A 17,387-nucleotide genomic window follows, 5' to 3' on the forward strand; every position below is an offset into this window, starting at 1 on the left:
CATGTCGTCTGCATTGCGCGTCTCGATTATCATGGTGCTGTTGCTTGCGGCTACGGCGCTTGGGCTCATTGCCTACAGTGTGAACCAATCGAAAGATCCGGTTGTTGCGGAGATCGTGGCAAAGCAGCCAGCCGGGCCCGCGACGGTTGGTTACTTTGTTACGACACATGCGCTTTCGAAAGGAACGCTGGCGCGCGACGAGGATTTCACCGTGCGCCAGGCTGCGCCAGATCGTATTCCGGCAGGGGCGATCCTCGAAACGCCCGACACCAAGGCCGGACTTCCCGGTTCTCTGGTTCGCAAATTCGTCGACGCCGGCAGCGCCATTACATTGCAGGACATCCTGCGCCCGCGGGATCGCGGCTTCCTCGCCAGCGTTCTGGCGCCGGACAGCCGTGCGATCAGCATCAAGGTCGACGAGGAGACTGGCGTCTCCGGGCTGATCAGGCCGGGCGACAATGTCGACGTGGTGTTGACCCAGGTGTTCGAGAAGGCTGATCCGGCGCGTCGGGCCGTCAGCGAAACCGTCCTCTCCAATGTGCGCGTCATCGCGATCGACCAGGAGATTGCGCAAGGCGGGCGACCCGTCAGCAATGCCGTCGCAGGCAAGACGGCGCAAACTGTATCGTTGGAGCTTACGCCGGAGCAGGTCAAGAAGGTCTCCGTGGCAAAGCAGCTTGGAACGCTCTCCCTCGTTGTCCGGGCTGCGGCCGAGCAGTGGGACAAGGCCGACACGGGCGCGACATCCAGTTGCGATGTGTCGCCAGAGCTAGCGCGCCAGAGTGCAGTTGCCGGCCAGAGCACGACAGTGGTGATCTATAACGGCCGCGAACTCAAGCAATACTCGGTCAGGAAGCAGGACATGGACGACGATGCTCTCGTCGCCTGCGAGGGGGCGACGGAGGCTGCCCGCCTGACGGCTGCTGCGTTGGGTGATGCTGGCAAGGTGCCGGAGAAACGTTGATGAGTGTGAACATGGCAGTGGTGGAATCACCCGTAGCGACGACGTCGGCTCTCACGCGTAACCGTATCGTCTGCTTCGTGAACGACGAGTCGAGCGCTGCGGCGCTGCGCAAGGGGCTCGATGGCAGCAATCTGGCGATCCGGCGGGGCTCCATCCGTCATGCGACACGCATGCTGGAGACCGACACCGATCTGTTCGCGCTGGTGACCGACATCAGTGGGATCGATGATCCCTTCACGGAACTGGAAAGGTTGGCCAGCGTCTGTCCGCCCGATGTGCGGGTGTGCCTGATCGGTGACAACAGGGAGATCACGTTCTACCGCGAACTGATGGAGACCGGCGTTACCGAGTATCTTCCAACGCCGATCACCCGGGATATGGTGCTGGACCAGCTCCGCCCGAAGCTGCTTGGCGACGTCGCGCCCGCTCATAATGACCGGGGTGGACATGTGGTGTCGATCTGCGGTGCGCAAGGCGGCGCGGGAGCGACCAGCATTGCGATCAACCTCGCGCTGCAACTGGCTGAGACCACCAAGGCGAAGGTCGCACTGCTCGACCTTCATCTGCAGGGCGGCGAGACTGCGGTAATGCTCGGTGTTCGCCCCGGACCCGGCCTCCGCATTGCCCTCGAAAACCCGATGCGGGCCGACACGCTGTTTCTGGAGCGGGCGGCTATCGAGGTCAACGATCGGGTTTGCCTGATCTCCGGCGAAGAAGACCTCGATGCCAAACTCGACATCACTGAGGCGGGCGTTCGGCACGTGCTGGGATTGCTCCGCCAGCGGTTCAACTACGTCGTTGTCGATGTACCGGTGCCGTTCCCCGCATCCATCTATCCGGTCATCAAGATGTCCCGTCATGTATTGGTGCTGCTGGAAGCCGAAGTGACAGGGCTGCGCAATGCCCATGCGCTGCGCAACGCCGTCACCAACATCGCCGGCAAGGATCGGGTCTTTACCCTGCTCAATCGTGCCGATCGTGCCGGCGGTCTGCCCAGGGGAACAATCGTCAAGGCGCTCGGCGCAGAACCGGACATGGTGATCCCGGATCTCGGCAAGGGAATGACGCAGGCGGTAAACCTCGGCATTCCGGCTCTCAAGCATGTATCCGCGCTGCGGCGTCACCTCGCTCCGATTGTACGGGAGATCACCGGCGTCGGCTCCGAGCGAAAGGGACGGTGGAGGAGATGGCTCGGGCTATGAAAAAATTCGGCAGGCGCGATGACGACGCGCCACTGCGTTTGCCTACACTGATGGCGGGTCCGTCCACGGTGGCGCCCAGCTTGCCGCCAGCTACGCCGCCAACTGAGCCCAGTCTGGCGTCATCGGCGCCAAGCCCGTCCGCGTCCACGCCGAAGCGCGAGGAACCAGCGTCGCATCATCCGGTAATGTCGGCGTCGTTGCGCGAACGGGTCATCGAGCAGATCGAGCCATCCGTCGCCGCAACCGTCTCGCGCGATGTTCTTCGTCGGCAGATCGAGGAAATCATCCACGGCATTGCCAACCAGGACCGGCTGGAGTTGTCCGGTCGTGAGCAGCTTCTGTTGGCGGAAGAAATTGCGGACGATATGACCGGTTACGGTCCGCTCCGTTCGCTTTTGCTGGACGAGACGATCAACGACATCATGATCAACGGGCCGAGCAACGTCTACGTCGAGCGGAGCGGCAAGCTGGAGCGTGTCGCCGTGCGATTCCGCGACAACGATCACATTGCCGCGGTCGCGCAGAAGATTGCTGCGCAGGTCGGTCGGCGCGTGGATGAATCCAGTCCGATGGTGGATTGTCGCCTGCCGGACGGCAGCCGCGTCAACATCATCCTTCCGCCGCTGGCTATCCATAGCCCTTGCGTCTCAATCCGAAAATTTCCGAGCCGGCGTCTAAATATTGCTGGAATGATCGAAAACGGCTCGATGACCGCCGCTCTCGGACAGCTGTTGGAGATTGCCTCCCGCTGCCGCCTCAATGTTCTGGTCTCCGGCGGCACGGGGTCGGGCAAGACAACGCTCCTTAACGCTCTCAGCCAGTTCATCGACCACAGCGAACGTATCGTCACGATCGAGGATGCGGCGGAGCTCCAGCTTCAGCAGCCGCATGTAATCAGCCTGGAGACGCGGCCACCCAGCCTCGAAGGTACAGGACAGGTAACGCAACGCGATCTGCTGTGGAATGCCCTGCGCATGCGCCCGGATCGCATCGTCGTGGGTGAGGTGCGAGGCGCCGAAGCATTCGACATGCTGCAGGCAATGAACACCGGCCATGATGGATCGATCTCGACGGTACATGCCAATAGTGCGCGCGATGCTCTGACGCGCGTCGAAAACATGGTGCAGATGGGCCAGGTTAACCTGCCGTCGCGCGCAATCCGCGCGCAGATCGTCGCCGCCCTGGATCTGATTGTGCAGATCGAGCGCATGCGGGACGGTCAGCGACGGATCATTCAGATTACTGAGGTGATAGGCCTGGAAGGCGAGGTGATCACCACCAACGACGTCGCGCTGTTCGAGTATAAGGAGGAGGATGTGCACGGGCGTATATCGGGCACATACCGGTCCACCCAGGCAGTCCCGAAATTCAAGAGCCGTCTCGTTTATTACGGGCTTGAGCGGGCCTGGGCCGACGCGATGAGGCAGATCTGATGTCGACGCCCTTGATCATCGTTCTGGTGCTCCTGCTGTGCGCGGCGGCCAATACCCTTCGGCTCGACGCGCGACAGAGGAGGATGAATCGCCAACTCGAGGTTGCTCTACCGATCTCTGAAGCGGCAACCTTGGTGTCTATCCGTCGCGCGGCTAAAGCTTCGCGTTGGGATATGCTCTATCGCATCGCCAATTACCGCCCCGAGATCGTCTACTCCTGGCATCCGGCCTATGTGTTGCTCGCCGGCGTCATGGCCGCGGGTCCCGTCGTTTACGCCAATCGCTTGCTGGGATTATCCACGCCCATCGTGTCGATCGCTGCTGCTGTGGTCGCCATCCTGGTGGTACGAGGCCTGTTCGGATGGCAGCGAAATCGCTTCATCAATCAGCTTTTCCGCCAGCTTCCTGACGCAATTCAGCTGGTGACCAGTACCGTTCGGTCGGGGTTGCCCGTCAACGAAGCGTTTCGCACGATCGCGCGCGAGTTGCCACAACCAACGTCCGGCCAGTTCGCGATCGTCTGCAGCGAGTTGAGTATGGGGAGGCCCCCGGAAGAAGCTGTCGAAGGAATTTATCGGCGAACGCTGGTTCCTGAATATGCCATGTTTGCGGTGACGCTCGCGGTCCAGTTGAAAGCGGGCGGCAGCCTGGCAGAAACCCTGCAGATACTTGCCGACACTGTAAGCCAACGGGTTGCATTGGCTGCACGCGCGAAGGCCATGGCCGGAGAAGTCATCTTCTCTTCGCGTGCGCTTTCGCTATCGCCGTTCGTCGTGGGCGGGTTGCTCTACGTCATTAATCCACAATCCGTTGACCTGCTGTTTTATGACCCGACTGGAAACATGCTGCTGGCCTACGCGGCCGCGTCCGTAACTATCGGACACTTCGTGATACGTTGGATGATCAAAAGGGAGACGGCACTATGACTGCTGCTGTCGGTTTCGCGGCCCTCGCCACGGTAGCCGTGGCCGCAACCTTCATTCTGATCATTCGCGAGGTGCATATTCGCGCGCTGGATACGCGGGTATCGAACGCAGTGCTGGGCATCCCTGACCGGTCAAGCTCGTCGCCGGACCTGATTGGCTGGCTTTCCTCAATAGGCGCTCGCTACAGGCGCTTCTATGCGGAGGAAAATCTGGAGCAACTGCGAACGATCATTCAGTCGGCAGGATTCAACCATTATCGAACCTTGCCGATCTGGATCGGCGTCAAAGCGGTCAGCATGTTCCTGTTTCCGCTCGCGGCTTTCTTTGCGGCGCAGCTTCTCGGAAAGCCGGTCTCCGATGCGATGATCTTCACGCTGATCGGAGTGGTGATCGGCATCATGGGGCCACGTTTGATTCTCATGGTCTTGAAGCGGCGCTTTGACGCTGCCATTCGGCTGGGGACCCCGGATACCATCGATCTGCTCGTTGTATGCAGCGAGGCCGGCATGGGCCTCGAGGGCGGGGTCGAACGTGTGGCAGCGGAGATGAAGGAAACCAATCCGGCGATGGCTCAGGTATTGCGCGGGCTTCTCGACGACCTCCGCATATTGCCGAACCGCAGCGAAGCATTCGAGAAGTTGGGCTTAAAGTCTGATGGGCTTCGTCGCTTTGGAACGGTTGTCAGTCAGACCTTGCAGTACGGAACACCGCTGGGGCAGGCCCTGCGCGGTATCGCTGTCGACCTTCGGCGGGAGCGTATCACCAAGCTGGAGGAGCGAGCTCACAAGCTGGGCGCCAAGCTGACTGTTCCGATGGTGCTGTTCATGCTTCCGGCCATGTTCGTCATTCTGGGCGGGAGCCCGTTTTTGCATCTCGCTCGTGCGTTCAAGTAGGTAATTTTATGAGCACCCTCACTCTATCGAATAAGTCGACTTACGAGCGGACGATGCAGTTGCTCGGCGGCATGTGGTTCATGCTGCTGGCGCTCGTCTATGCGATCAAGATCGGATCGTTTTCCGAATCCTGGCTGATACTCGTGTCAAGTTTTTGTCTCGCCAGTTTCTACGTCCTTCTCGGGCTGCTGGTGATAACTCGGCCGCCGGCAAAGGCGCACGCGGATGGCTTGCTGCCAAGGATAGCGGCATTTGTCGGCACCTATCTGCCATGGACGATCGGCTTCTTCGGCGAGACAGGCAAGACGTTGCCAAACCTTGCATCCACGGTTTGCGTGCTGACCGGCATGGCCATGATGCTCGTCACGATCAGGCATCTTGGCAAGTCGTTCAGCCTGGTGCCACAGGCGCGTTCAGTGGTGCAAACGGGTCCCTACCGATGGATCAAGCATCCGCTCTATTTGGCGGAGGAGATCGCAATATTTGGCGTGGTTCTTAAGGTCCTTTCGCCGCTGACGTTGACTCTGTTTGTGCTGCATATCGGCGTGCAAGTGTGCCGGATCTACTACGAAGAAGATCTGCTCCGGCGCAACTGCCCGGAGTACGCGAGCTACGAAGCGTCGCGTTGGCGATTGATACCTTATGTCTGGTGATCGGACGTATGACCGCGAGATTTGTCGTAGGCAATACATGATGAGATGCATCAGTCTAGCTGTAGCGTAAAGGTGCCAACGTGTTGCATTCTTTGCTCTGCCGAAAACGGCTTGTGAGAGGCGAACGTAATCTGTTCGCGGATCAGCGCGGCGCCGTCGCGTTTGAGATGCCGTTCGTCTACCTGTTCCTGATTATGCTGATCCTTCTGCCGCTTGCTGATCTTGCGGTGGCCGGCTACCGGTACATTTCGGCGCTCGCCGCATTGCGCGCGTTCGGGCAATCCATTCAGTATTCCCAGCCACCCGACGTCACCAACGCGTCCAGCTGGGCGTCGGCCGCGCTCGCCAAGGCCGATAGCCGCTATCCGATCCCCAGCATTACGCTGATTTGCGGCGACAGCAATGCTGTCTGCGCGGCAGGAAACTCTGATCCTGCGCTGGCGAAATACTACGTGTACTCAACGACGATCACGTTAGCGCCGATCGTGTTGACGTCTGTGTTGTGCACGAGCACCACCGGCAATGCTTGTTCGTTCACGTTGTCGTACTCAGAGCGGTTTCAATAGGTGTCCCATGCTTGACATGCTCCGCTGCCGTCGAGGGTCAGCTGCATTCGCGACCGTAGTTGCATTGGTGCCGTTGGTGGGAGCGATGGCGCTCGGCGGCGAGGCCGGATCGTGGTATGTGACCAGACAACGCGCCCAGGGGGCGGCCGATGCGGCCGCCTATTCGGGCGCCTTGCGGTTGGCGTGCGACAACGCTCCACAGCCTGGCACAACCTGCAGCAATACACAGTCTGTCGATTGGCGCGGCAAGCAGGTTGCAGCCCAGAACTCGTTCTGCAATTCGGGTGACACGTCCTATCCCGGCGCCACGTGTGCTACCAGCCTTCCGCAAGGCGTGTCGAAGTCGGTGCAGATCGCCACGCTGGGGTCGTGGAACGGGATCCCGGGAAATTACGTTCAGGCCACCGTCAGTCAGCAGCAGCCGGCCTACCTGGCCCAGTTGCTTGGCTTGTCGACGATCAACGTGGTCGCGACGGCGGTCGCCAGCGTTGATAGTTTGGCGACACCTCCATGTGTGCTGGCGCTGAAAGACCCTGTTACCTTCCAGGGAAGTCCTACCGTGTCGTCGCCAACCTGCGGCATTTCATCGAACAGTACGGCCGACAACGCAATTGGCTTCAAGGGCAACAGCGGCATCCAGGTGAATGCGCCGAGCTATACGGTCGGCGGCTGCTCCCAAACGGGGGGAAGCCAGTGCACGGGCGTGAAAACCTATCAGCAACCGATTCCCGATCCGTTAAGTGCATTGAACACCGCGCTGTCCGCGTTGACCACGTCAAATTTCTCGAGCCGGAACAACAACGCAGCACCTCTGCCATATGAGACATGCAGCTGTTACAACACTAATCCGTCGTTCGGTTCGACTACTTCATTAAACGGCACGTACTATTTTTCGGGGAACGTCGTTATCAATGGCAATCCGACCATAACGGGAACGGCTACCCTGATATTTTTCGGAAGTGGTACATCGCTCAAATTTACCGGAAACCCCACGATCCAGATTACGGCAATGAAGTCACCTACGGGGCCGTCCGTATTGTCAGCATCGGTCAAGGCCCTGATGAAAGATCTTCTGATCTATGACGGCGAGGCCTATACGAAGTCGGGCGTCAACATCAGCGGCACCTCCACTAGCTACTTCAACGGCACGGTCTATGTACCGAATACTCCCGTCACCTACGGAGGCAACAGCTCATCGAGTGCCCCCGCTACCGGTTGCTATCAGGTCATAGCCTACGCGGTGAATTTCCTGGGCAATACGGCGCTGGACAATTCCAAATGTACGTCAGATGGGGCAGTAAAGCCGAATGTCCAAACTGTGCGTTTGGTGCAGTGATGAGAAAGCTCGACCAGCGCGGGGCGGCAGCTTTCGAGTTTTGTCTCGTCGGCGGGGCCTTGTTCACTCTGATCTTCGCCATCTTTGATTTCGGACGATATGCGATCACGGTGCAATCGTTGCGCATGCTTGCGAGTGCCGGCGCCCGGGCGAACATCATCAATTGCTACACGCCTGCTGTAATAGCCGGCACATCACCATCCGCTTGCACCACCGACTATCTGTCGGCCGCAGAGAAGCAGGCCATTGTTCCCTTCCTGTATAATGGCGGTCTCTCGCCTACCGTGACCACCACGGCGGGAGCCTCCGCGCTTACCATAACGGCATCGCAGTCGGGTTTCACCATGCTGGTGCCGGTATGGGGCACGTCCTTCGACACGCCGAGCGTGTCCACCCAGGTTCCGTTCTGACGTGCCCCGATTCCTTGCGGCTGATCTGGAGCGCTCGGCGCCGGCGGGCCGCCCGAAGGGCCTCGGCCCGTTGGGCAGACCGACGATTAGCCTAAGCGGGCTACGGAAGTGGTGCGCTCTGGCAACATCGGGGAGTTTTCTTAAGGGGTGCCACGGCCGGACGGGCCTCTCTCCTTGCAATCAAGGCGCGTGGCAGGGGATGATCCTTGGGCCGCGATTTGCGGCCTGGCTCCGGGGCATGCCCGGACCGAGCTCGGGTGTGCTCCGGTTCGGACATGCCAGGGAATGAGAATAGCAAGTAACTATTTGTAGTCGGACCGACTGTAAGCTCTATGTCGTGGTGCGCGAACGAGAGCGATCAGGAAGTCGGAGGCCGTAAATTTGCGGGGTTGGCCGTAGGTAACACGGCGAAGGGGATTCGGATGGTTGGTGGTCGCGTCTGGGGTAGCGCGGGACAGGCGATTGTCGCCTTGAGCATAACAGCTCTTGGCGCTGCGGCTGCCTTGTTTGATTCCACCGACCGCGCAGGGGCCGCGGACCGGCGGGCTCCGACCGGTGGCGTCTTCGTCAGCGAAATGAATGACGTCCAGCGGGTCAAGGTGATCGTCAACAAGTCGCGCACCTTCAGGGTCGAGACGGCGTTTTCTACCATCGTGGCGGGCTCGGCCGACATCATCGACGTGAAGTCGCTGAGCGATCATCAGATCTACATCCAGGGCAAGCAGCCTGGCACCACCAACGTCATTCTGCTCGATTCCTCGATGAAGCAGATCGGCATCCTAGACGTCGAGGTCACGATCGACATCGGCAACCTTCAGCAGAACATTCAATCCTCGACCGGCGCCCGTGGAATTCGGGTGTCGGCCTCCGAGGGACAGGTGATCGTGAGCGGAACAGCCCCCGACGCGGTCGTCGCCGAACGTGCGATGTCGATTGCGACCAGCACCGCTCCGAAGGGCAGCGTCGTCGTCAATGCCATGAACGTGACGGGGCCGCAGCAGGTCATGCTCGAGGTGCGCTTCCTCGAGGTCAACCGGTCTGCCGGGCGCGAGCTCGGAATGAATCTCTATGGCGCCAATGCAAGCGGAACGAACATTGGCAATACCGGACTTGGCGGGCCTAATTCCATAAATACGAGCAGCGGTCGCGTGGCGATGCCAAACACGGGGCCGCCCGCCGGCTCGATACCTCTGCTCGGCACTGCTGGCACGTTAGCGGCGACGGCGACGGGAGCGGCCGCTGTCCCGTTTGGAAGTCTCCTGACCAGCGTCCTCCGAACGAGCAGCGGCGCCTCGGTCGATTTGCTTGTGACAGCATTGGAGCAGAAAGGTCTGGTGCGTCGGCTTGCGGAGCCAAACCTGATGGCGCTATCGGGTGAATCGGCTCGGTTCCTGGCTGGCGGTGAATTCCCGGTGCCGGTGGCGTCGACGGCGGCCGGTGCCGGCCTAGCGCCAACTGTCACCATCCAGTTCAAGACGTTCGGTGTTGAATTGGGCTTCGTTCCCACGGTGCTTTCGCGCGGCGTGATCAACCTGCGGGTCGAGCCGTCTGTCAGTGAACTCGATTTCACTAACGCCGTCACGATCGCCGGTACAACGATTCCGGCTTTGAGCAGCCGCAACGCTCGGACCACGGTTGAATTGCGTGACGGTCAGAGCTTTGCCGTCGCGGGCCTGCTGCAGACGCGTAACCGGCAGGATATTTCGCAACTGCCCTGGATCGGGTCGGTGCCGGTGCTTGGGACATTATTTCGCTCCTCGTCCTATCAGCAGCAGGAAACCGATCTCGTCATCATCGTGACGCCGCGCCTCGTGGCGCCGGCGGCGCCCGGCCAGCAACTGGCGACGCCGCTGGATTCTCGGATGCCGGCCAATGACGTCGACTTCTTCCTGAACGGTCAGATGGAAGTGAAGAAGCGCTACAACGACTACGTCAGTTCCGGTGGTGAACTGAAGGGACCGTATGGTCACATCATCGCGCCCGATGCGCGCCTGCCCGCGCCGCCGGGGGTAACCGACCAGCCCGTCGTCAAGACACTCAATTAAGGGACGACCGATATGACATGCACGACGTTACTCGCGGTCTTCACGCTTGGGGCTTGCAACGGCTTGGCAGGCAACGACGAGATGGACCGCTACTTTCAGCGGTCTGACACCATTACGCTGAGCGCCGGCGACGCCAAACAAGTCAACGCCGTAACCCACACGATCCATCCGTGGCCGAGAGGTGTCGGCGATCGCAGAATCGTTGTCGATGCGGGGAAGACCAGCGGCGCTATAAAGCGCTACCGCGCCGGTACCCCACCGCGCGATCCGCTGCCGGCGTTCGGCGGAAATACGCCGGCAGCGGGGCATCCTCCAATGGGGACCGCCGGCGCGACGGCGGCCATAGTGGACGCAGGTGGCAGCGTCGACGTGGGCACGGGCGCGGCCCTTGCGGGCGCAGGCACCCGATGAGTCTGATGGTTGATTTATTGCCGGTGGTGGGGCGGGGATAATGCTCATGGGGCGCCTTCTTGTATGGCTGGCTTGCGCCATACTGGCCACAGCCTTGGCAGCTTGCGAAACGGTGCAGGAAGCCACCGTCCGCGATGCTGCCGTGGTTGCGCCCGTTGCTCCGGCCGGTCCTGACCCCGTGCAGGAGCCAACCGATGTCAAGTACTACGCTTCAGACGAACCCGTCCGGATGGGCCTGGAACACTTCAACCGCGGCAATTACGGAATCGCCAACCGCTATTTCAGGGACGCCGTCGAGAAGGCGCCGAAGGACTTGACGGCCTGGATCGGGCTTGCGGCGAGCTATGACCGGCTACGGCGGTTCGATCTGGCCGATCAGGCTTACGCGCAAGCGATCCGCCTCGGCGGCGAGACGGTGCAGATCCTCAATGACCAGGGATATTCGTACATGCTGCGCGGCAATTTGCACGCGGCGCGGCGGAAGTTCGAGAAGGCGTATTCGCTCGATCCGGGCAACCCGGTCATCGCCAACAACCTTGAGCTCCTCAACGGTAGCCGGAAGTTCATCGAGAGGCCGCCGAACAATCAGCCGTAGCCTGATCGCGTTCGCGGGACAGCAGCTTGATCTTAACGAGCGTTCTGGAGTGTGGAGTGCGAGATGCTTGATCCGCGCCCGAGCTCACTGGATGCGTGCCATTTTGACGTCATGGGGGCCAAAAAGGCCACTCGCCAGATCCTTCATGTCTAAACCGCACCAGCAATCCGGATCGTTGCTGCATCGGCTTTTGCAAATCGTCCCTTCGCATAGTTGATAAGCGGAGATTCAATCACGTGCCAGCTTATCTCAGCCAGGATGCACACGATTGGGAGCGCCACGAATCCCGCGTAAAAGCCAAAGTCGAAAAATAGGAATATGTCGAGCACGACCATGTGGAATAAGTAGAGCGAATAGCATCGGCGCCCCGGCCAGATGAAGGGCCTAAGCAGCACAGTCCTTTCCATGTTGGCCCCCGCCCATACTATTATGCAGCAAGCGAATGCTGCGATCGAGAGGAAGGAGAATGGCCCAACCATTGTGGCGTATGCCACGTCGCAGATCGGCGGCACGCAAGCGAGGATTGCCCACGCGACAGGTGACCGGCAATAGCCACGCATATAGGATGCGAGTAGAACGCCTCCGAATAGTTCGTCCAAGCGGCCTGGCAGCAAAAATTCCCAAGAGTGGTCTGGCAAATATGCGTGGAATAACCAGCGCCAAGCCGGCGCGAGCAGCACGCCGCTCCAAAGAATGCGGATCAGCCATCGCCGCGGCAACCAGTAGATCAGCATCGGCAGTATCAGATAAAACTGCTCTTCGATCGCCAGTGTCCAGGTGACAAATGTTGGTTCGGTCAGGGGATAGCCGAACTGAAGCCACGGCTTGGCTTGCATGAAGAACAGGTAGTGGCCCCAGTGATCTGGCGGCACGATCAGCAGTAACAGCCAATACAGGGGGAGGATGCGGAATGCCCGCCGTCCGTAAAAGGACGAGAAGTAGCCGGGCTGTTCGCGGTCATCCAACAGGACGCCGCCGATCAGGAAACCGCTGATGACAAAGAACAGATCGACGCCCAACATGCCATATTTGAACTCGAAATAGTGGCGGGCGATGACCGTGAGGATGGCCAGACCTCTGAGCGCATCAAGCGGCTCGGAGCGGTTCGAAAAATCCGACGGCAAATTGCTCATAAAAATCGCCCCGGGCCCACCTACAAAACTGCGCCTATCGCCCTTTCATCAGCGGCGGAGGAGCACCAAGAGACCTTTAGCCCAATCGCTCTTCGACGCTCGATGCCGCAAATGGCGGATTGGCCAGATCACACTATTGATGATGTCCACTCGTTCAGCAGGCACGAGTCCCGTTGCGGGATACTCATCCGGTTTCGGCACGCACGCTGTGCCGAAAAGAATGTCCCAGAGCGGAAAGAAGGCGGCGAAGTTTTTGTCCCGATGCTCCATGAGCACCGAATGATGGATGCGATGCCATTGCGGGTTGTTGATCCATGTCACAAACCGACCGAGTGGGATGCGCACGTTCAGGTGCGCACAAGCGTCGGGAATGAAGAAGATAAAGCCCGTGGCGATTGCCATATCTGGTGGGATCCGAAACAGGATCGCCAGAATTGGAAGAAAGGCGTCAGCCAGCACTCTCTCGAGCCAAAGATGTCGAGCGCCGGTGATGAACGTAACGGCGTTTGCGCTGTGATGAAACGAATGCATCGACCAAAGGAACGGGATGGCATGTTGGAGACGATGGAATGTGTATTTGTAGAGATCGAGCGCCACCACGACAAATGCGAGCGAGGCGTACCACCAGTAACCTTCAGTCGGTAAGTGAATCCAGCCAAGCCCAGTATAGCTCGCGATCGTACTTGCGATAATTGCTGCGAGCGGAGCGAGCAAGCTTGACAATCCGACGCTCACAATCACCGCAAGCCAATCATCACAAAACTCGGAGTGAGGGACGTCCGCGATAGGCCATGTTTTTTCCAACAGGCGACTGCCGTAGATGGCCCCTAGGAAAAGCGCCAGGTAGAAGGCACTATGTGCAATCTCACTCGACATGAACAACGACTCGCCGATTCAATATGGTCTTTGCTCGGTAGGAGCCTTTAGACTTCGCCAGCAGAAATCAAAATGCGAATAAATGAACGGCGAAAGATGCGGAAACACCCGTCATCTTGGGTGCCGAAAAACTCATATTTCCTTAAACCTTGAGCGAGCGCAAGCCGCGATTTTTGCTGAATTTTCCGGCGCTTTCTTGATCGCATCTCCCTTGAAATAAGGAGGATCATGCGCGACGCGCAGCCCTTCCTTAGCCGGCAGGAAGCTTGAATCCAGACTTTGTGTGTTTGACTGCTGTTCGCGAAGACGAGCCGGCAGAACGACAAACCTCGGGTTAGCCAGAATGGGGACGTTCATCGTCTGTTCTCGCGCCCTCGCGGCAAACCGGGGCGCATGTTCGGCGGCGCGCCGACCGAACCTCGCCTTCCGCTGACCGCGTGAGGCGCGGTCAGGATCCAATAATGCGGGATCTCGGGACGCCAAGCCCGGGCGCTCGAGTGACTCGCCCGAAGCTTGAGAGAATATAAAGTTTTCTGGCTTAGACACCCGCTATTGCATCGTTTCTGGCCCTTTTAGCTCCGCTGTTGCTCAGGATCCTTTGATATGACCAAGCCAAGCAGCTTCAGTGTCGAAGGCCTAAAAACAAACTGGGTTAAAGCACTCTTAGTGCTGTCCTGCCTGGTGCTGGGGTGCGCCGACCTCTTGACGACGAATGTGATCCTGGCTCTGGGAATGAGCGAACTGAACCCGGTCATGAGGCTGGCCCAGACCTGGCTCGGGGTGTGGTGGCTTGTTCCCAAACTCGGCTTAACGCTTCTGCTGGTGGGGCTGCTTTGGCGCAGCAAGAACGTTTACAACGTGGCCCTTGTCGTGGCTTTCTGCTCTACGCCCGTACTAAACAACCTCCTCCTCATCGTTGCGGGCACGAACTGAACGCACGACTTCGTCCCTTCAGCGATTGGCGAATAAGGAGGCACGTGATAAGCTTCCGCCATTTCCAAGGCGGCGATTTGAATGGACGAGCTATTTGGACTGAGCAGATTTCTGTTGACGCTTTTGATCTTCGTTCCGATCGAGCGACTATTTGCGGCGAGGCCTCAGAAGATTTTCAGACGTGGCCTGCTGACCGATGTGGCCTTCCAGTTCGTCAACGGGTGGCTGATCATGATCGGCGTAATCGCTATCGTCGCGGTGGCCATTGTGATCAATCAAACGGTGCTCCCACTGCCAGTGAAGCAGGCGATCGACGGTCTTCCTTACTTGGTCCAGGCGATTCTCGTGGTCTTGATCGGGGACCTCGGGGTCTACTGGACTCACCGTGTCCTGCATGTCGTGCCCGCCATGTGGCAAATCCATGCCGTTCATCACGCTGTTGAAGAACTAGATTGGCTCGCTGCGGTTCATCAGCATCCGCTTGACGTGATATTCATGAAGGCTGGCTCACTGTTTCCGCTCTTCGCGCTCGGTTTCTCCACGGAAGCGATCGGGACCTATCTCATTGTCTACTACTGGCAGGCCTATCTCGTTCACGCCAACGTGCGCTTGAACTACGGCCCGCTACGCTACGTCCTGGTGTCGCCGGAATTTCATCATTGGCACCACAGCAGCGAAAACGAAGCCAGAGACAAGAACTTTGCCGGGATGATCTCATTCTACGATTGGCTGTTCGGAAGCGTCTATCTTCCGAAGGGGCAGAAGCCGAAGACATTTGGCGTCGATAATCCTATGCCCTCAAACTATTTGGCTCTTTTGGCCTATCCGTTTATCGCATGGGCATCGAAGCAAAAAGACGACGCCAAACCACGCGAGAGATGAGCGGCCGACGTGCTGCACGGACAAGTTGGAAATGGCCGACGGCTGTGGCAACTAAAGGCTACCCGCCTCATCCGTTGGCTCAGCCTTTTGCTGCGCCAAGGCGGACTTCGTGATGCCTCAGTGCGCGCTCGCCAAGATGACAAGATTGTTCAATACTGGCGTAGAGCAGAAGGCCACCACGATAGCAATGTTGTAAGGATTATTGCTGCGCCAAAGCAACCACATCATGAAATATGTCAAGGCAAGCTTAGGGATAAGCCACCAAGCACCGAGCCATGTTTGAGCAAGGTGCATGAACGGGTTTAGCTCGTGAAGGCCAAGATTCAGGATCATGTTTGTGGTGAAGAGGTCGGCGATCCCAAGCAGCAAGACGGAAAGCACCAAGAGAGGCTTAGCCAAATTCCCATCGACCTTGGGCGCTGAAGATGGCTTGCAGCGTGGCGCCACAATGGTCTCATAAGCTAATGCAACGCCCTCGGGGGCGTTCTGCTCAAACCAAGCCTGCGCGTCCTGGTTGGTCGCAAAGACCTTCAGGTGCTGCGGGTCGCCAACGTTTCTGCTTTTGTCTGTATAGATCCAAACTTTCATCTCATAAGCTCAAATGGGCGCCGATTTAATCTGGGAGGGTGGAGAAGGTCAAACGAGAGGATCATGACCTAAATGGCTTATGCGCCGCAATTGGTCATTCGCCCGTGGTTTTACAGGAAAATGAGCTTCTCAGAGCGTCGCATTGCTAGCCCTGACCGCAAAGATCTGACCGATCTCCGCTAACTGACGGGCATTCGTGCCGTTGCGCAGCCAAGAAATGCAAAGATGCACGGCGGCATTTCATCACTATGGCTCGATCTTTCTGGCAATTCTAGGTTGAGCTCGCAGAACCGTTCCGAGCCGCTTGACGCGCTACGCGGGTAGCGGCGTCAAAAAGAAATGACCGGGGTCTCTGGGGCGAGCTGACGCCGCGAGTTGAAATGTTCGGAATTTTGGATATGCATAATGGGTTCTGCAAGCTGCCGGCGTATCTCCACCCGATCGGCCGAAAGGCCGATCGGGTTACGAGGAAGGGTGCCCTCGACTTGGCGGATCGCTAGTGGAGGCGAAGCTCGATAATTTCTCGCGGAGGTCGCGGATAATCGAGAGGCTCGCACGAATTCTGCGAGCCACATCAAGTTGGGATAGGCATGGCCATGCGTGGACAACTAGCCGGTTTGCCGCGCAGTGCAGGAAACCGCCCGAGGGGCAATCCATACGAATCGATTTTCCCGGCGCCAGAAAGTGGTGTCAGCGCGATTTCGCGGATTTGGTTCGCTTCGCTCAGCAGAAACCACTGCGCACCGCTTTTTGTAAATTTCTCTGTCAGCAGAGAACTCGGTCTTCTCGGCTTTTGATTGCATCATCCCGCGCCGCTTGCGCTCTGCCACGTCTGCCTTTTGTCAATTGGGCCCGATCACAGCATCAGCGCGATGGCTGCCATTTTGGGAAATGACAATGAGGCCATTGCGAATGGTAAATCTCGCGCCGAGCATTTTCCGCACCTTATCCGTGATCGAAGAAGGGAACGGGATTGTTTCTCCCATGACGGGATCGCCGACCTTGATCGACTCAGTTGCGGAGCCCGCAACCGGGGCGGGCTTGATATAGTCGCGGATCAGCTGAATCTCTTCGCGCGATAGGACGAGAGCAGCCTGGTCGGTGCGATTCTCGACCGGCGGCTTGGGTGCTTCGGTGCCTGGCTTGTCACGTGCCTCATTGACGCTTGCGATCTGATCGAGCCTGGCTACGCGGAGCTTGAGCGCGATGATTTCGCGTTGCAGTGTGGTGATCTCCGCTTTGAGCGCCGTGGCCTGCATCAAGACGATGGTGGCGCAAACACAACTCACGATGACAAGAACGCTCAGCAACGCGAGCAGCCAGCGCTCGATGTTTCCCATCGACCCTCCGGTTGACTCGGGGAGTTGATCGCGCTGGAGGTGCCCGCGCCAGATGCGGCGTCCATGCTGCATCCAATGCGCAATTGCTGTCACACGGGCGGACTCCTCCCGCCCGGAACCGAAGTGCGCGGACGACAAGGCAGGGGCCCCCTGGAGCGGGTGAATTATGGGCGCACTGTTACCTTGATCGGTGCGTGGCTG

19 protein-coding genes are annotated in these 17,387 nt (G+C 58.9%); 14 read left to right on the forward strand and 5 right to left on the reverse strand.

The genetic code is table 11. The features are described 5' to 3' along the window. Position 1: 1 nt before the first annotated feature. From cpaB to I3J27_RS14070, 12 genes are all read left to right on the forward strand, one after another. Positions 2-964, forward strand: a complete 963-nt coding sequence (cpaB, locus tag I3J27_RS14015; protein WP_270170131.1) for a Flp pilus assembly protein CpaB — start codon at positions 2-4, stop codon at positions 962-964. Continuing rightward, complete coding sequence (locus I3J27_RS14020) at positions 964-2,166, forward strand: CpaE/TadZ family protein (RefSeq protein WP_270170133.1); 1,203 nt, start codon at positions 964-966, stop codon at positions 2,164-2,166. The genes cpaB and I3J27_RS14020 overlap by 1 nt, the downstream gene beginning before the upstream one ends. Beyond that, a complete protein-coding gene (locus I3J27_RS14025; RefSeq protein ID WP_270170135.1) occupies positions 2,163-3,599 on the forward strand; it encodes a TadA family conjugal transfer-associated ATPase in 1,437 nt (478 codons plus the stop codon). The genes I3J27_RS14020 and I3J27_RS14025 overlap by 4 nt, the downstream gene beginning before the upstream one ends. Continuing rightward, complete coding sequence (locus I3J27_RS14030; protein WP_270170137.1) at positions 3,599-4,525, forward strand: type II secretion system F family protein; 927 nt, start codon at positions 3,599-3,601, stop codon at positions 4,523-4,525. Before I3J27_RS14025 ends, I3J27_RS14030 begins: the two co-directional genes overlap by 1 nt. Continuing rightward, complete coding sequence (locus tag I3J27_RS14035; RefSeq protein ID WP_270170139.1) at positions 4,522-5,418, forward strand: type II secretion system F family protein; 897 nt, start codon at positions 4,522-4,524, stop codon at positions 5,416-5,418. Before I3J27_RS14030 ends, I3J27_RS14035 begins: the two co-directional genes overlap by 4 nt. 53 nt (positions 5,419-5,471) lie before the next feature. Beyond that, entirely contained in the window at positions 5,472-6,071 is a 600-nt protein-coding gene (locus I3J27_RS14040; RefSeq protein ID WP_270170141.1) for a methyltransferase family protein, read from the forward strand. A gap of 83 nt (positions 6,072-6,154) precedes the next feature. Further along, on the forward strand, positions 6,155-6,637 hold the full coding sequence (locus I3J27_RS14045; protein ID WP_270170143.1) for a hypothetical protein: 483 nt from the start codon (positions 6,155-6,157) through the stop codon (positions 6,635-6,637). A gap of 85 nt (positions 6,638-6,722) precedes the next feature. After that, positions 6,723-7,973, forward strand: coding sequence for a TadG family pilus assembly protein (locus tag I3J27_RS14050; RefSeq protein WP_270170145.1), 1,251 nt, complete (start codon positions 6,723-6,725; stop codon positions 7,971-7,973). Next, the gene (locus I3J27_RS14055) at positions 7,973-8,383 is read left to right on the forward strand and encodes a TadE family protein (protein WP_270170147.1); all 411 of its coding nucleotides are present in this window, start codon (positions 7,973-7,975) and stop codon (positions 8,381-8,383) included. Before I3J27_RS14050 ends, I3J27_RS14055 begins: the two co-directional genes overlap by 1 nt. A 422-nt stretch (positions 8,384-8,805) precedes the next feature. After that, the gene (locus tag I3J27_RS14060; protein ID WP_270170149.1) at positions 8,806-10,428 is read left to right on the forward strand and encodes a type II and III secretion system protein family protein; all 1,623 of its coding nucleotides are present in this window, start codon (positions 8,806-8,808) and stop codon (positions 10,426-10,428) included. 12 nt (positions 10,429-10,440) lie between these two features. Next, positions 10,441-10,839 carry a hypothetical protein gene (locus I3J27_RS14065; protein WP_270170151.1) on the forward strand — a complete coding sequence of 133 codons (399 nt, stop codon included), beginning with the start codon at positions 10,441-10,443 and terminating at the stop codon, positions 10,837-10,839. 46 nt (positions 10,840-10,885) lie between these two features. Then, on the forward strand, positions 10,886-11,434 hold the full coding sequence (locus I3J27_RS14070) for a tetratricopeptide repeat protein (RefSeq protein WP_270170153.1): 549 nt from the start codon (positions 10,886-10,888) through the stop codon (positions 11,432-11,434). A gap of 149 nt (positions 11,435-11,583) precedes the next feature. On the opposite strand, the gene I3J27_RS14075 is transcribed toward I3J27_RS14070, so the two are convergent. The 3 genes from I3J27_RS14075 to I3J27_RS14085 form a co-directional block, all read right to left on the reverse strand. Next, the gene (locus I3J27_RS14075) at positions 11,584-12,567 is read right to left on the reverse strand and encodes an acyltransferase family protein (protein WP_270170155.1); all 984 of its coding nucleotides are present in this window, start codon (positions 12,565-12,567) and stop codon (positions 11,584-11,586) included. Between the two features lie 48 nt (positions 12,568-12,615). Continuing rightward, complete coding sequence (locus I3J27_RS14080) at positions 12,616-13,443, reverse strand: sterol desaturase family protein (protein WP_270170157.1); 828 nt, start codon at positions 13,441-13,443, stop codon at positions 12,616-12,618. A gap of 132 nt (positions 13,444-13,575) precedes the next feature. Then, the gene (locus I3J27_RS14085) at positions 13,576-13,800 is read right to left on the reverse strand and encodes a hypothetical protein (protein ID WP_270170160.1); all 225 of its coding nucleotides are present in this window, start codon (positions 13,798-13,800) and stop codon (positions 13,576-13,578) included. A 246-nt stretch (positions 13,801-14,046) separates the two neighbouring features. Between I3J27_RS14085 and I3J27_RS14090 the strand changes: the two genes are divergently transcribed. Together I3J27_RS14090 and I3J27_RS14095 are read left to right on the forward strand one after the other, a co-directional pair. Continuing rightward, a complete protein-coding gene (locus tag I3J27_RS14090; protein WP_270170162.1) occupies positions 14,047-14,376 on the forward strand; it encodes a DUF5658 family protein in 330 nt (109 codons plus the stop codon). A gap of 81 nt (positions 14,377-14,457) precedes the next feature. Further along, entirely contained in the window at positions 14,458-15,258 is an 801-nt protein-coding gene (locus I3J27_RS14095; protein ID WP_270170164.1) for a sterol desaturase family protein, read from the forward strand. Positions 15,259-15,375: 117 nt separating this feature from the next. Here the strand turns inward: I3J27_RS14095 and I3J27_RS14100 are convergent, their stop codons facing one another. Further along, positions 15,376-15,846 (reverse strand): DUF5658 family protein, encoded by a 471-nt coding sequence (locus tag I3J27_RS14100; protein ID WP_270170166.1) that lies wholly within the window; start codon positions 15,844-15,846, stop codon positions 15,376-15,378. Positions 15,847-16,688: 842 nt separating this feature from the next. Next, complete coding sequence (locus tag I3J27_RS14105; RefSeq protein WP_270170169.1) at positions 16,689-17,186, reverse strand: hypothetical protein; 498 nt, start codon at positions 17,184-17,186, stop codon at positions 16,689-16,691. Positions 17,187-17,387: the final 201 nt, after the last annotated feature.

Origin of the sequence: Bradyrhizobium xenonodulans (genome assembly GCF_027594865.1) — a bacterium.
Classification (GTDB): domain Bacteria; phylum Pseudomonadota; class Alphaproteobacteria; order Rhizobiales; family Xanthobacteraceae; genus Bradyrhizobium; species Bradyrhizobium xenonodulans.